Below are 14,979 nucleotides of genomic sequence, written 5' to 3' on the forward strand. Positions count from 1 at the left end.
AAGGGCGAGGGCGCATGCCGGATGGTGTTGGGATGCGCTCTCGTTGTCGTCGCTCAACGTTGATGACGGCGCGTGGTGGATTGGCCACGCGCCGTTTTTGTGGTTATGGTTGGAATACCGCGTGTTGATACATCCGTCTGATAACGTAAAAACATAAACTGACACCATGGGGCTTTACCACCCGACAAACAATGAAGCTGATAACGTCATAGGCAAGCCCACCCAACGCCAATACATCGTTACAACCAACCACCAGGAAACCACCAACGGTTGCCGTGACGATCATAGCGGTCTGCTGTACCGTCCGCGCCCGGACATCATCTTTATTTCTGCTTCGGATACCGAACTAGAGACGCTCACCGCCGCTCAGTCGCAGCTTCCGCCCGGCTTTCCACGGTTGCAGGCGCAAAGCAGCGGCACCCTCCAGACGCCGACCGATGTGGCGGCTTTCGCCAAGGAGATTGCGCCGACCGCGCAGCTGGTGATCGTTCGTATCCTGGGTGGTCTGGCGTATTTCCGTGAAGGACTGACCCAGCTCCGTATCCTGTGTGACCAAACCGGCGCGGCCCTGGTTGCGCTACCGGGGGACAATCGCCCCGACGCCGAACTAGCCGGCTACACGACTGTTGACCCGGAGATTGCCGCGATCTTCCTTACTTATTGTGTCGCTGGCGGGGCAGCGAACTATGCGCAGGGGCTGCGTTACCTAGCCGATGGCATCCTGGGCACGTCCTTTGGTTTTGCGCCACCGGTAGCCGTGCCAATGTATGGGTTGTACCACCCCGACGCGGCTGACCATGAAGCCACGGCCCGGCTGGATGTGGCGACCTTTGCGCGGACCTACTGGCGTGAAGCGGTCGGTCCGGTGGTGGGTCTCCTGTTTTACCGGGCTTACTGGCAAAGTAACGACCTTGCCGTCGTGGATGCCCTCGTCCGGGCGCTTGAAGCCCGTGGGTGCCGCCCGCTGCCGGTTTTTTGCTACAGCCTGCGGGACACACCGCCAGAGACGCTGCTTGCCTACCTTGGCCATCAGGCGCGGGCCGATGTCATCATCAGCCTGCTGAGTTATGCGTTGGCCGACATCGTTCACGGGCAACGTTTGACACGGGCTGCCGGCCCTGGGCTTGATGTGCTCGCGCAACTGGGGGTTCCGGTCATTCAGGGCCTGACGGTACGCGCTTCACAGGCCGAATGGGCGGCCAGTTCGAGCGGGCTGTCTCCGTTGGATGCCGCCATGAAAGTCGTCATGGCGGAGTTTGACGGGCGCATCATCTCAACCGTCATTGGCGCACAGGAGCTGACGCCGGCCGGAGCAAGTCGCCAGGTGGCGATTCCGGCCCAGATCGAAGCCTTGGCCGCACTGACGGCCCGCTGGGGACGGCTGCGCCGGCTCCCCAATCGGGAAAAACGCCTAGCTATTGTCCTGACCAACTTTGCCAACCGCAACGGCCGGGTCGGCAGCGCCGTGGGCCTGGACACGCCGGCGTCGGTGCTACGCATTCTTCAGGCGCTGCGCGAGGAAGGCTATGTCGTGGGGGACCTGCCGCCAGATGGTGATGCGCTCATGGAAGAACTGCTGGCGCTCGGTGGCTACGAAGTCGAGTGGCTTTCGGAAGAGCAGGCCCGCCAGTCCGCCCATTATCGGGTAGCGGATTACACAGACTGGTTTGCCCGGCTTCCCGAACCGGCGCAAGCGGCGCTGCGGGCGACGTGGGGGGAGCCACCGGGGCAGGTCATGACGGTCGGAGACCTTGGGTACATCCCGGCACGCCGTTACGGCAATGTGGTGGTTCTCATCCAACCGCCACGTGGTTACGGAGAAAACCGACAGGCGCTATACCATAGTGGCGAACTCGCGCCTTCGCACCATTACTTGGCGGTGTATCACTGGTTGCGCACCGTCTTTGGTGTGGATGCCGTCATTCACTGCGGCAAGCACGGGACGGTCGAATGGCTGCCGGGCAAGTCGCTGGGTTTGTCGGCGCAGTGTTATCCGCAACTTGTGCTCGGTGACACGCCAGTTTTTTATCCGTTTCTCGTCGGTGATCCGGGCGAAGGCCTCCAGGCGAAACGGCGCTGGCATGCCGCGCTGGTCAGCCACCTGCCACCACCGATGACCCAAGCCGAGGTCGAACAGGAATGTGAACTGGCGCCGCTTCAGGCGCTGTTGACCGAGCTGGGGCGCGCCGACCAACTCGACCCGGAGAAACGGCCGCTCATTGTCGCGGCCATCTGGGAAGCCGTCGTTGCGGCAAATCTCCACCGCGATCTGGGCTACACGGCCCGGCCAGACGAAGACGAGTGGCCGGCGTTTCTGAAAAAGCTCGACGGGTACTTGTGCGAGTTGGGCGAAATCCAGATTCGGAACGGATTACATGTCTTTGGTGAAGCCCCGCAGGGCGAGCGGCTGGTGGACTTTCTCTGCGCCCTGGCGCGGCAGGGGACACCGGAGCGTCCGGGACTGCCGACAGCGCTGGCGCAGGACCTGGGTTTACCGCCGAACTTGGACGACCTGCCGGCCGAAACGGCGTGGCTGCCGGAAGCTGTCCCGTCAGGGCTGGCGGCTTGCGACCCCTCAGCCATCACCAGCGTTGGACGCCTGCGCCGGGCGCTGGATGCAGCGGTTCGTGAGCTGGTCGCCACGGCGGTGGCGCATGACTTCGATCTCACCCACCCCTTTGCTGCAAAGCTTGGCAGCGCAACCAGGACCGGGCTTGCGTACCTTGGGCAGGACATCCTCCCGCGGGTGCGACGCGCGCCGGACGAAATCCGTCACCTCCTGGATGGCTTGGCCGGACGGGCCATTCCGCCTGGGCCGAGCGGCGCGCCGACCCGCGGTATGCCGGACATCCTCCCGACAGGGCGCAACATGTACGCGGTTGACGTGCGGGCCGTTCCATCACCGTTTGCCTGGGAGGTCGGGCGGCAGTTGGGTGACGCGCTGGTGGCCAGCTACGTCGCGCAAAAGCAGGCGTTCCCGGAGGTGGTCGGGTTGACACTCTGGGGAACGTCCAACATGCGTACCCAGGGGGATGATGTGGCCCAGGTGTTGTGGCTGTTGGGGGTTGAGCCGTGCTGGCAGCCGGCCAGTCGGCGCGTCATAGGTCTGCGACGGCTCCCGCTGGAGACACTTCGGCGGCCGCGCATTGATGTCGTCCTGCGGGTTTCCGGTTTCTTCCGTGATGCGTTCCCAAATGTCATCGCTCTGCTCGATGAGGCTGTCAGGCTCGCTGCGGCTGCGGATGAGCCGGATGAGTGGAACTATGTGCGCAAGCGCACACGTGTGGCTGAGGCCCACTACGTGGCAGCCGGCGACTCACCTGACGCGGCACACCGGCGAGCACGGTTTCGTATTTTCTCCAATCAGCCAGGCGTCTATGGGGTCGGGATTCTGGCTGCGTTGTCGGAGAAGGCGTGGACGGAGCGCGCTGATCTGGCCGACATCTACCTGCGCTGGAGTGGTTATGCCTACACGGCGGACGAGTACGGCACGCCGGCCGGCGAGGTATTTGCGCGCCAGTTGGCAGCCTGCGACGTTGCCGTTCAGAACCAGGACAACCGCGAGCATGACATTCTCGACAGTGACGATTACATGCAGTTTCACGGTGGCATGGCGGCGGCGATCGAGAATCTGCGCGGGCAGGCCCCGACGACGCTCTTTGGCGACACTTCAGACCCGGCGCGGCCACGGGTGCGGACACTACGGGAAGAACTGCGCCGGGTGATTCGGGCCCGGGTGACAAATCCCAAGTGGTTGCGGGCTATCCGGGAACATGGCTACAAGGGGGCGCTTGAAATGGCCGCCACGGTGGACTACCTGTTTGGGTATGCGGCGTTGACCGACTTGGTTGACGATTGGGTTTATGAGCGGGTGGCGGAGGCGTACCTTTTTGATGAGGAGATGGCTAGTTTTCTCGGCCAGAGCAATCCCTGGACCCAGCGCGACATCGCCGGCCGCCTGCTTGAAGCCGTGGAGCGTGGCCTGTGGCGACATCCGCCGGAGACGGTGACGACCCGCTTGCGGGACATCCAGGCCGGCGCTGAGGCGCGTATCATGGCCGCGGGGAAGCGAGGGTGATGAGCGGACGCATGGGGCGACGCAGGTGGCCAAGTGAGGTTATCTACCAACTGACGGTCGTTGGGCTGGCGACTGTGGTCGCCTGTCCGGCTGGTGGCTGCCAAGTTGGCGTCTCGCGCCCGTCCGGTGAGCCGGCGACGGCTACGACTCCGGCTGCCAAACGACAGCGGGTGGCATCACTTTCCATCGGGACCGATGAAATCCTGTGTGCGCTTGTGCCGCCGGAGCGGATCGTGGCGCTGTCGAAGTACGCCGCCGACCCTGAAGTAAGCTATGTGGCGGACGTTGCGCGCCAGGTCGGGGTTTTCGTGGAGCGTGAGCCGGAGCGAATGTTGTCACTGCGGGCCGATCTGGTCTTGCTGGCGCGCTACACCAGGGCCGAGCTGCGGCAGGCGGTTGAGCAAACCGGGACGCCAACGCTGCTCGTCGAAGACTTCCGTTCGCTGGACGATATTGAAAACAATGTGCGTCGGATTGGGCGCGCGCTCGGCGAGGAAGCGCGGGCCGAGACGGTCATTGCCGCCATGCATGCTCGGTTGAAGGAAGCGCGCGCGGCACTGCGGCCGGACCGCGTTGGCTGGCGGGTACTGTATGTCATGCCGCCGCTCATGGTTGCCGGAAGGGATACGATGACCCACGTCAAGCTCACGTCCGCCGGGTTGCAAAACGCGGCATCTGACGTAGTCGGGCATACGGCGATCTCGGCCGAAGCGTTGCTGAAGCTCAACCCGGATGTGATCTTGGTCGCCACGGGCTTTGCTTCTGATGTAGGTTTCCGTGAACGTTTACTGTCCGACCCGCAGTTAGTGGCGCTGGAGGCGGTTCGCCGCAAGCGTGTCCTGGCGCTGCCGTCGCGGTCGCTACGGACGGTTTCACACCATACGGCCGATGCTGTCATGACGATTGTCGAGGCAGTGAATGCACTACCGTAATGCCTGTTCGGCAAAGCCAGGCTCGCCGGTGAGGGGCTTTTTTTATGACCGAAGTTGCCGCTGTCACACCATCTGAGCCGTCCGAGTCATCCGACCGCCACCGTGAGCGGATGGCTCGCAAGAAAGCCATCCAGGATGAGCGGATTGCGCAGGCTACCCAGGAAAAAGGTCTCATTATCGTTCACACCGGAGCCGGGAAGGGCAAAACCACGGCGGCGCTCGGCTTGATCTTTCGGGCGCTGGGCCACGGGCTGCGGGTCGGCGTCGTCCAGTTTACCAAGGGCGCGCGGACAAGTGGTGAAGCCGCGTTTGCCCGCGAGTTACCGGGACGGGTGGATTTCTTTGCCATGGGTGAGGGTTTTACCTGGGAAACCCAGGATCGTGACCGTGACCGCGCCGCCGCCGAACGCGCTTGGTCCAAGGCCTGTGAACTGATGGCCGACCCCAGCTACCACTTGCTTGTGTTTGATGAAATCAACATTGTGCTCCGCGACGAGACCCTGCCGGTGGCGGCGGTTCTCGCTGCGCTGCGCAGTAAGCCCGACCAACTTCACGTTGTCCTGACCGGCCGCAGCGCTCACCCGGACATCGTCGAACTGGCCGATCTCGTTACCGAAATGAAACTGGTCAAGCACCCCTTCCGGGCCGGCATCAAAGCCCAACGCGGCATTGAGTTTTGACAATGTGGCCGTCAAGCTCGACCGGTACGTTTCCCACACGGGTGTGGAACAACTCAGCACGACACCTTACTGACCTTGATGACGCTTATGTCTACCCAGGCTCTGTTCGATTCGCGCGGTTCACACAAGCGACTTTTGTTGATCAATTCCAGTATTCTCACGGCTTACGGACTCTACCGGTATGAACCGTTGACGGCCGAGGCTGCGCGTTGCCTTGTTGCAGAAGCGCAGCGCGCCGGCGATGACATTTGTTCTGCGGTTGGGCATCACTCGACGGCGGTCCTGATGAGCCGTCTGCTCGGCATTGTTGTTCCCGCCAGCCGGATTGCTGTCGAGCAAGCCGTTGGGGAACGGGCGATCGTATTCCGTCTGAACCGGCGCCCACCGGAAGGTGCTATTCTATCTGAGGCACAGTTGGAGGCCATCGGCTACGAACTTGGGCTGTTGACCCGCCTGGCCGACGAAGGAGCCGAGCCCGGTTAGGCGGCAGCCGTCCAGACCAACTGCCTGCCGTCATCGCCCGGGACAGACTCACCTTTTGATCCCGGTTGTGACTTTAGTTCTGTTTATTTTTCTTTTCTTCCTCTTTCCGAGCGCGTTCGGCCTCTTTTTTAGCCCGTTCGGCCTCCTTTTTGGTACGCTCAGCCTCCTTTTTGGCACGCTCATTCTCTGCTTTGTAGACGTGGCCGATGATCTGGTACACCTCATCGGGTAATACCACCGGATAAAACTCATGGTAAGACTGGCGGACCGGCATCGTAACCTGGATTTTGTCGGGAAGCGGGGTTTTATCTGAAAAGGTTCGGATGACTTCACACCAGGCGAGCTTGTCTTCCACGTCAACGACTTTCAGAAAGCCGACCGGGACTTCAGTCATGCCGACCTTTTGTCCCGAGGCTGGGTCGTTGATAACCCGCCCGTCAGTGTAGACTAAGAACTCATGGTCTTTTCTGCAGCCTGAGATAGCGCCGATATTGATGGCTACTCGGCCATCTTTGTTGGCCACGACGTATCCCGTCAGCGGCGACATTTGGTTGATCTTTTCGGCAAACTTCCGGGTGATGGCCGGCATAGCGGCCTGGTACATCGTGAGCGCTTGCGATTCGTCCAAATGGGGAAGAGACGGTTTAGCGGCCGATAACACTGATGCCACTCGGCTTGCTTTGCTTGACGGTATCAGGTCTAGGTCACCGGCCACGGTTGAGAGAATTGCGCCCACGGTCCGGCTCGTCGAAGTGTTGAGGCTGACTTCATTCCGAGAGATCATCGACAAGATGATGTTCCCGCTCGCCACCTCAACGAGTTGGATATGTGCGCCAATGCGGGCTCGATCGGATACCGCGCCGCGGGCAGCACCGTAGTCGAGAATCTCCCCCAACACCAGGTAGTCAGCCGCGATGATTTTGCCAACTTTCTGAGCAGCTTTGGGGTCGACCAGCTCGGAGTTACTCAACTTGAGCTCACTCAGGACCTGGCCGAGTTGCTGTCGCTCGACCAACTTGAGATTGCAGTAGGTGGCAAGAGCATTCGCCAGTTCAGATTCAAGTACGGCGACGATCTTGGCATCTACCGTCTGGCTGAACGGAGCAACGGCGACCCGCTTCGGTTCATTCGCAGGTTTTTGAGCAAGAGCCGTCTGGACGGCCACCATCAGACACAGCCAAACAAAAATCAGCCTCATATGAATACCTACTGTAGCTATTTGTTTTTCTTTTTGGCAGCTTTTTTGAGATCTTCGAGCAAAGCGAGACCTCTGCGCTCAACCTCAATCAGAGACATTTGCGACTGGACAACTGAAAATACTGGGGATGGGTCGTATTTGACTCCTCCTAACAGCACACTGGCCTGCGGGGAGTTGGTGGCGAAAATAAAACCGATGGAAAACTGTTCAAATGCGCCGATGATGACAATCCGGGCAATCGGTTGTTTTTCGGTCGAGAGTATTTCCCCAGTAATTGGGTCTTTGATGGTGTTGCCATCGGCAAAGATCATAAACTCTTGCCCAGCCCGGACACCGTCTTTGTAGCTCAGGTTGATGTATACCTCCGGGCCGACGACGTTCACGACATATCCCTTGAGTGGATTGATGATATTGATCTTATCAATGAACTTGCGCACGAGCTCTGCAGCGTTGGACCGGTAAGCTTGCAGCATTAATTCCTCGGCCAGAGACGATAATGCATATTCCTCAGGCAGCTTGAAGAGACCAGAAGTGGTGACAGAGAAGGTATCGGCAACTTTGACTGTGCCTGTTTCCACCTCAATAAGCTGGAATTGGGCCTTGATCTCAAGCTGGTCGGGCATAAACAGCGCGCCGGGGGTCAGATTCTTGCCCAAAAACCGGCCAACGACGATGTAGTTGGCTCCAACAAGCTTCCCGACTTTTTGGGCCGTGTCCGGATTCACAAAGTCAGTGTTACTGAGCTTCTGCTCGCCGAGGATTTCTCTCAACTGATTCCGGGCAACGACGACCTGAAACCGGCTGTAGTTGACGAGGTTATCAGTTAGGGCAGTTTCCAACACTCGGTCGCCGAACCCGATTGGAGCAATGGCAATGCGGGGACGGGTATCTTTGGGAAGGCTATCGGTGTCCGCTGTATCTGCCGAAGCGGCAGAGGTTGCCTCGGCAGGCGGAGTTGCCGCAGCCGGGGCAGCGCTTGTTTCCGGGGCGCTGTCTGGTTTCGGAGTGACGGCCGGTGCCGGAGCCTTTCTTCGGGGTGCCTTTTTGCGACCTTGGGCATCCGACTCAGATGTGAACATCACTCCGCTCAACAAGAGCGTCAAGCCAAAGGTGAGAACTTTAGGCCATTGAGACAGCATAGCGTCATGATAAGCTTGCCTCTTGACATCGGGACACGGGGCAACCGTGCTCTCTTTCAGCGTGCCAAGAGGGAAAGTCCCGCAGAAGCGGATACACCCGTCCAACGTTTTTCGCAAAACGACCGAGCAAAAGTATATCACCATCATAACACAAAAAACAGACAGAATAACACAAAAGACAGGCGGAGTGCGCCAGAAAGGGTACAAAGCTTGCTCCTGACCTATTCGTGCAGCTTTGTGCGGTAAGCTCTGCTTTTTATCCAGGAAATTTTGACGGTGTCACCCCCGAACAGCGAGACACTACCGCCACATCCAGTACACAATACCAACCACGAGTGCCCTCTGGCGCTCTTTCCGACCGACAAAGCCTTGGCTGATGCTGCGCCCGTGACAACCAGACCTGTGCCACGGCTGATCGTGGCCGCGCCGTCTAGTGGAAGCGGCAAGAGCACCGTTGCGACCGGACTCATGGCCGCGCTGGCAGCGACCCGGCAGGTGCAAGGCTTCAAGGTCGGCCCAGACTACCTTGACCCGATGTACCACACCGCCGCGACGGGCCGTCCCTCCCGCAACCTCGACACCTGGATGCTGCCCCCGGAAACCGTCCGGCAAAACTTTTGGCGGGCGGCGGCCACAGCCGACATCAGTGTGATTGAAGGCGTCATGGGCCTCTTTGATGGAGCGGGCGCCGATCCGCTCGATGGCAGCACGGCGCAGATGGCGCACTTGCTTGAAGCCCCCGTGGTGCTGGTCATTGATTGCAGCCGGATGTCGGCCAGCGCGGCAGCCATTGCCCATGGCTTCCACACCTTTATGCCAAAGGTCAATATCGCCGGCGTGATCTGCAATCGCGTGGGGAGTGACCGCCACGCCACTTGGTTGCGCGAAGCCATAGGCCGGTACGGGCTGCCGGTCCTGGGCTGTCTTCCCCACATGGCCGACCTCACCGTGCCGGAGCGGCATCTAGGTCTCTTCACCACGGCCGAGCGTCCGCAGGCGGTGCGGGCATTTCTGGCGGCGGCCCGCGCGGCCCTGGCGCGCCACATTGACTTGGATGCCGTGGTCACGTTAGCCGCGGCGGCGCCACTATGGCCGGTCAAGGCCGACTCATTGCCGGCTGCGGCCACACCGCCGAACATCCGAATTGCCGTTGCTCAGGACGAAGCCTTCTGCTTCTACTACGAAGATAACCTTGACGCGCTGCGCCAGTGCGGGGCCGAGATCGTCTTCTTCAGTCCGTTGCGCGCCGCGCCACCGGCGGATGTCGCCGGGCTGTACCTCGGCGGTGGATACCCAGAGCTGTATGCTGCCGCCCTGAGCGCCAACCGGGACTGCCGTCTAGCCCTCCAGTCCATGGCCGGGCAGGGAATGCCCATCTACGCCGAATGTGGCGGGCTGATGTACCTCACCGAAGCCATCCACCTGCCCGACGGAACGAGCTACCCGATGGTGGGTATCCTCCCCGGTCGGTGCCGCATGCAAGAGCGGTTGACGATGGGCTACCGCGAAGTCGAACTGGCCCAGGACGGGTTGCTCGGACGGGCCGGAGAGCGGTTGCGCGGCCACGAGTTTCACTACTCGCAGTGGGAAAACGCCCCGACCGACCGACCGGCCTACCGCATCCTAGCGCGTCAGCCGGCAGAAATGCCCGCCTGGAAGGATTGGCGTCACAGAACGTCCACGCCAGCTACATCCATGTTCACTTTGGGCAGCGTCCTGGTCTGGCGCTGGCTTTGGTTGACCGCTGCCGGGCCTGGGCCGCATCAACCATGCGCTGCATCACTCGCCGATGACTTTGACGAGCACCCGCTTGGGGCGCTGGCCGTCAAACTCGCCGTAGAAAATCTGCTCCCACGGTCCGAAATCAAGCCGCCCGTTGGTAATCGCCACGACGACCTCACGGCCCATGATCTGGCGCTTGAGATGCGCATCGGCGTTGTCTTCACCCGTGCGGTTGTGGTGGTAGTGGTTGGGGTCGGGGTTGAACGGCGCCAGCTTTTCCAGCCAAACGCTAAAGTCGTGGTGGAGTCCGGCTTCATCGTCGTTGATGAAAACACTCGACGTAATGTGCATGCTGTTGCACAGGACAAGCCCTTCCTTGACACCGCTGCGCCGGACGACCGACTCGACCTGGGGCGTTATGTTGATAAAACCCACCCTGGAAGGTAGGTGAAAGGTGAGGTATTCCGTCAGTGATCTCATGTCCAACTGCCAAGTTTGCTCGTAGGCTAAGGCTTGGAAAGCTGGGGCGCCTTTGCGCTACGCTGAACTGGTTTGGTTATTGTCTTTTTGACAGTCATCGTTTCGGTTATCGTCTTTCCGTTGGTTGTCTGTTCAAGGGTCACGGTGGCATCGCCTAATTGGGCGACAAGTTCAGCATGGTTTCCACCGAGACCTACTTCCAGGCCGGACAAAACCTTGCCTGTTTGTTCGTCTTTGACCTGAATGCCATGGCCGAAAATGTCATTGCCGAACGATAGCACCTTGCCGTTATTCCCTTTGATGCAGAAAGAGCCGTCTTTTGTCACCATTACCTTCACGCTCGTCGCCCCCCTATCAAGTTGAGTGCTTTAGTTTGCTCCATACTGAAGACGTTTTCAGCATAAACCACCTGAAAGCGGTTGTCTTTGCTTGCAAGCTTGCCGTCGGGACTCCTTCACTCGTTTCACCCATGACTTTGCGCTTGGCTTTGGGTTTACCGTGTCGGGGCTTGCGCCACCGTGCTTGATGCCACTACCGTCCGCAAGCTTGCCAGTCCACCTTTGACCGTACTGGTCAACTTGGCCTGCGCAAACTTCTTTTTTAGGAAGCCGAGTTGTCCGCCAAGCAGGTCGGTTTGGACCCGGATGCTGTAGGCAACGAGTGTCCGCATCTGGCCGTTGGTGTCAGCCCAGGGAAGCAGCTCGGCAACGACCAGCGCTGCTTCTGTGTAGTGGTTCGCGTACACCAAGCTTGACGCAACGTAGTCGCGCCCGTCGTCATGCCAGATGACGACGTGGACCAGGGTTGTGACGGGCTTCAAGTCGCCGTATTTCTGGACAGCCCAGTATAAAAACGACTCCGCGCGGTTGGCGTCCAGGTTTGGGAAGTGCCGCAGCGCCGCGCAAACCGCGGCCTGTCCGGGGCGTAACCGGGACTGTTCGGCCAAGAGGGACGTCGTGGCGCGGCGCGCGTCAATGGGTTCTTTTTTGTCGGCGTAGGCCGGAAGTCCGGCCAGCCCGTGAGCCGCATACGCTTGAGCGCGCTCGACGAGCATCTGGCGGTACGTGGCCGCCAACTGACGACGGAACACCAGGGGCGCATCGGCCTGCCGCAAGCGGCTCAGTTGCTCGATTTCAGCAGCACAAAGCTTGACGCCGGCATCGCTTTGGCGGACGCCGGCCAAGCTCGTCACGAGATCGTCACTAACCGGCAGGGTCGCTACGTCAGCAGGCGTCGGGGTTGGGCTGAAGCGTCCGCAGGCAATGACGCTGCCACCGTGACGAATGACCTCCAGCGAGCGGTAAGCTTGGAGAAAGGCTTCCGGCGAGGTATCGAGGATGGCCAACGCCTGGGCCGCAATGGTTTTGGGTTGGGCCGTGGGGAGCGCCTGACTGACGATGCCGCCGCCATGTAAGGTTTCGATTTCACTTGGTTGAAGCTGAAAATCCGCTAACCGATGGTTGGGCTGGGTACGCGACAGGACGCTGCGCGGTGGCTGACCGCCGATGAGGCACAATCCGACCAGCAGACTGACCGACCAGTTGGCCAGTCGGCGTGGGGTTGGGTTCGGCTGCATGGTTTGGTTCCTCTCAGGGGGTAGGCCGGCCAAATCAACGTTGAGTTTGTTTATGTGCTTTGCATAGCTAATTCGTTGAGGCTACATCCGTTGAACATCGAGGCAACATCGGGTGCAATTTGGTGTAAATCACTGGTTGAATGATGGCTTAGACGGCAGCTAATCTACATAATACACATTATCAGACTCTCCGCACCAACACCTCCCCTTGAAAGTAACTGGTGCAAGGCCAAACCAGTGTCTCGCCCAGCGTCTCCGGTGGCAGCTCCATCCCGGCGTCCGCGCTGGCCCAACCACTTCATTGTCCAACGCCGCACAGTTGCTCACCACGGCGTATCCCGTAGGTCGTACACGCGACGCCTCGTTTGCTTGGCCTGGCTGCAGAGAGGCGTTGACCAGGTCGAAATGCCGGAAACACATCGTTACGGGCAGCGCTGTTCCGCGTAGACTGGTCAGGCACTCAGTTGCCGTGTTTCGGCGTCCCCGGCTGCCACCCAGTAACCTGCCGTCCAACGCACTGGACCGATGCTCCCGTAATAACTCAGGGTCAGTAGCCAGCGATGAATGACCCGTGATCTCAGCTAGTGCTGGCACCCGGATACCAGTCACTGAACACCAGTCACCATACACTGAAGCGCTTTGCGGAAGGTGAGCGATCCCGGCGACCTTTGGCAGCCAGGGACTGCCCTTCCCTCCCTCCCGATGTTCGCGCCAGTGACGGCTCACCCCCTTGTGTGTGGGGAACAGAAAACTAGTGTAGCGCAGGTTACACCTTGCTCCAGCTCCAGTTCCTCCAGTTCATCCCCACGTGCGTGGGGAACGGGATCGTCCGGCAAGGGCGCCGGGCCTCGCCGCCGGTTCATCCCCACGTGCGTGGGGAACGGTTGACAGCTCATCAGCCATGGCAGCAATTGGTCGGTTCATCCCCACGTGCGTGGGGAACGGTGGTGAGCGCGGAGAGCGAATAGCCGTATATGCGGTTCATCCCCACGTGCGTGGGGAACGGCCTCGCAAACTCACAAGTTTGCAGTTTGGCGTTGGTTCATCCCCACGTGCGTGGGGAACGGCTTTGTAGCCGTAGATAACGACAATGAGGGAACGGTTCATCCCCACGTGCGTGGGGAACGGCCGTGTGTCCATAAGTTGTTCTCCTAGTTAGACGGTTCATCCCCACGTGCGTGGGGAACGGGTTTCCGCCTCAGTCGGCGGCTTCCTCACCGTCGGTTCATCCCCACGTGCGTGGGGAACGGCCGGCGGCGCGTGCCTGTTGAAGGGCGGCAAGCGGTTCATCCCCACGTGCGTGGGGAACGGCCTAGATTCACGAAGCGCGGGCGAGTGTTTTACGGTTCATCCCCACGTGCGTGGGGAACGGCCAACCTCAAATTCCTCAGATACAATCAAAACCGGTTCATCCCCACGTGCGTGGGGAACGGTTGAGTTAGGAAGGGCATACCAAGCCAAACACCGGTTCATCCCCACGTGCGTGGGGAACGGCCATGCGGCGCATGGAAGCCTGGAAGATGCGTCGGTTCATCCCCACGTGCGTGGGGAACGGCGTTAGCTCCCGTATCTGGTCGAGGCTGAATCCGGTTCATCCCCACGTGCGTGGGGAACGGCACATTTGGCGGCGGAGACTCCCCGGGCGCTACGGTTCATCCCCACGTGCGTGGGGAACGGTCGTTCGGCGGCCCTCCCACCAGGTCGTTTTTCGGTTCATCCCCACGTGCGTGGGGAACGGTTTCTCGAGAGGCTGGAAGACGCGGGATTCCCGGTTCATCCCCACGTGCGTGGGGAACGGCCCTACCATATTAAGTTACCAGACGAAGCGAACCGGTTCATCCCCACGTGCGTGGGGAACGGGAGCCACGATTCGCTCTCCGCGCCGCACGACGCGGTTCATCCCCACGTGCGTGGGGAACGGGGCTTCCTTCCGCAACTATCTCAAAGTCAACGACGGTTCATCCCCACGTGCGTGGGGAACGGTGCGGCAACTGAAAATCGGGCATTCCCAGCAGCGGTTCATCCCCACGTGCGTGGGGAACGGCGCCAAAACCCGGAACCGACCTGCTGGCAGCGCGGTTCATCCCCACGTGCGTGGGGAACGGGCAGACCGGCGTCGCGGAGGGCATCAAACTGACGGTTCATCCCCACGTGCGTGGGGAACGGAACGTGCCCTTCGTGGCCAGCGCCAGATTCCGCGGTTCATCCCCACGTGCGTGGGGAACGGCACGACGAGTCTGGGCGGCAGCCATGACGCACCGGTTCATCCCCACGTGCGTGGGGAACGGACCCTTACCCATACTACGCTCCTTGACAGTCGCGGTTCATCCCCACGTGCGTGGGGAACGGGCAGGCGTTCCAAGAGGAACCGCCACAACTAGAGGTTCATCCCCACGTGCGTGGGGAACGGTTTGTCGCAATCCCTGTCGAAGACAATAAACACGGTTCATCCCCACGTGCGTGGGGAACGGCTCCTGTGCAGCCCGCCAAAACCGGCGGGCTTCGGTTCATCCCCACGTGCGTGGGGAACGGGGCTACTCAAAGAAAGCCCACACAAAGCAAGCCGGTTCATCCCCACGTGCGTGGGGAACGGAGCCGGAAGCCGCATTTCGCCACGCCCCTCGACGGTTCATCCCCACGTGCGTGGGGAACGGCCTGGTGCGCCTACTTTTGCGAACTCGTCTGGCGGTT

The 14,979-nt window shown here is 60.6% G+C and carries 9 protein-coding genes, 1 pseudogene and 1 CRISPR repeat array (1 of these 11 cut by a window edge); of the genes and pseudogenes, 5 read left to right on the forward strand and 5 right to left on the reverse strand.

Annotated features, from left to right (window positions below):
• The first annotated feature begins 166 nt into the window (after positions 1-166).
• The 4 genes from cobN (at position 167) to J8C06_RS13330 (ending at position 6,173) form a co-directional block, all read left to right on the forward strand.
• A complete protein-coding gene (gene cobN, locus J8C06_RS13315) occupies positions 167-4,078 on the forward strand; it encodes a cobaltochelatase subunit CobN (protein ID WP_211429916.1) in 3,912 nt (1,303 codons plus the stop codon).
• Complete coding sequence (locus J8C06_RS13320; protein WP_211429917.1) at positions 4,078-5,010, forward strand: ABC transporter substrate-binding protein; 933 nt, start codon at positions 4,078-4,080, stop codon at positions 5,008-5,010. Before cobN ends, J8C06_RS13320 begins: the two co-directional genes overlap by 1 nt.
• 44 nt (positions 5,011-5,054) lie before the next feature.
• Entirely contained in the window at positions 5,055-5,690 is a 636-nt protein-coding gene (gene cobO / locus J8C06_RS13325) for a cob(I)yrinic acid a,c-diamide adenosyltransferase (protein WP_211429918.1), read from the forward strand.
• Positions 5,691-5,777: 87 nt separating this feature from the next.
• On the forward strand, positions 5,778-6,173 hold the full coding sequence (locus J8C06_RS13330; protein ID WP_211429919.1) for an STIV orfB116 family protein: 396 nt from the start codon (positions 5,778-5,780) through the stop codon (positions 6,171-6,173).
• Positions 6,174-6,246: 73 nt separating this feature from the next.
• On the opposite strand, the gene J8C06_RS13335 is transcribed toward J8C06_RS13330, so the two are convergent.
• Both J8C06_RS13335 and J8C06_RS13340 read right to left on the reverse strand, forming a co-directional pair.
• Positions 6,247-7,371 (reverse strand): CsgG/HfaB family protein, encoded by a 1,125-nt coding sequence (locus J8C06_RS13335; RefSeq protein WP_211429920.1) that lies wholly within the window; start codon positions 7,369-7,371, stop codon positions 6,247-6,249.
• 17 nt (positions 7,372-7,388) lie between these two features.
• Positions 7,389-8,450 carry a CsgG/HfaB family protein gene (locus tag J8C06_RS13340; RefSeq protein WP_211429921.1) on the reverse strand — a complete coding sequence of 354 codons (1,062 nt, stop codon included), beginning with the start codon at positions 8,448-8,450 and terminating at the stop codon, positions 7,389-7,391.
• Between the two features lie 477 nt (positions 8,451-8,927).
• On the opposite strand from J8C06_RS13340, the pseudogene J8C06_RS13345 reads away from it, so the two are divergent.
• Positions 8,928-10,079, forward strand: a pseudogene (locus J8C06_RS13345) (cobyrinate a,c-diamide synthase); the annotation flags it as partial.
• Positions 10,080-10,289: 210 nt separating this feature from the next.
• Here J8C06_RS13345 and J8C06_RS13350 read toward each other — a convergent pair.
• The 3 genes from J8C06_RS13350 to J8C06_RS13360 all read right to left on the reverse strand — a co-directional run bounded on the left by J8C06_RS13350 (position 10,290) and on the right by J8C06_RS13360 (position 12,288).
• On the reverse strand, positions 10,290-10,712 hold the full coding sequence (locus tag J8C06_RS13350; RefSeq protein ID WP_211429922.1) for a secondary thiamine-phosphate synthase enzyme YjbQ: 423 nt from the start codon (positions 10,710-10,712) through the stop codon (positions 10,290-10,292).
• 26 nt (positions 10,713-10,738) lie between these two features.
• Positions 10,739-11,041, reverse strand: coding sequence for a hypothetical protein (locus J8C06_RS13355; protein WP_211429923.1), 303 nt, complete (start codon positions 11,039-11,041; stop codon positions 10,739-10,741).
• 164 nt (positions 11,042-11,205) lie between these two features.
• Entirely contained in the window at positions 11,206-12,288 is a 1,083-nt protein-coding gene (locus tag J8C06_RS13360; RefSeq protein ID WP_211429924.1) for a hypothetical protein, read from the reverse strand.
• Positions 12,289-13,082: 794 nt separating this feature from the next.
• Positions 13,083-14,979: a CRISPR direct-repeat array (repeat unit 29 nt; unit sequence CGGTTCATCCCCACGTGCGTGGGGAACGG) (it continues 757 nt past the right edge of the window).

The sequence above is a fragment of the Chloracidobacterium validum genome (genome assembly GCF_018304825.1).
Classification (GTDB): Bacteria; Acidobacteriota; Blastocatellia; order Chloracidobacteriales; family Chloracidobacteriaceae; genus Chloracidobacterium; species Chloracidobacterium validum.

Coding starts and splice junctions, on each gene's coding strand:
- cobN (WP_211429916.1), top strand. CDS start 167: ATGGGGCTTTACCACCCGACAAACAATGAAGCTGATAACGTCATAGGC.
- J8C06_RS13320 (WP_211429917.1), top strand. CDS start 4,078: ATGAGCGGACGCATGGGGCGACGCAGGTGGCCAAGTGAGGTTATCTAC.
- cobO (WP_211429918.1), top strand. CDS start 5,055: ATGACCGAAGTTGCCGCTGTCACACCATCTGAGCCGTCCGAGTCATCC.
- J8C06_RS13330 (WP_211429919.1), top strand. CDS start 5,778: ATGTCTACCCAGGCTCTGTTCGATTCGCGCGGTTCACACAAGCGACTT.
- J8C06_RS13335 (WP_211429920.1), bottom strand. CDS start 7,371: ATGAGGCTGATTTTTGTTTGGCTGTGTCTGATGGTGGCCGTCCAGACG.
- J8C06_RS13340 (WP_211429921.1), bottom strand. CDS start 8,450: ATGTTCACATCTGAGTCGGATGCCCAAGGTCGCAAAAAGGCACCCCGA.
- J8C06_RS13350 (WP_211429922.1), bottom strand. CDS start 10,712: ATGAGATCACTGACGGAATACCTCACCTTTCACCTACCTTCCAGGGTG.
- J8C06_RS13355 (WP_211429923.1), bottom strand. CDS start 11,041: ATGGTGACAAAAGACGGCTCTTTCTGCATCAAAGGGAATAACGGCAAG.
- J8C06_RS13360 (WP_211429924.1), bottom strand. CDS start 12,288: ATGCAGCCGAACCCAACCCCACGCCGACTGGCCAACTGGTCGGTCAGT.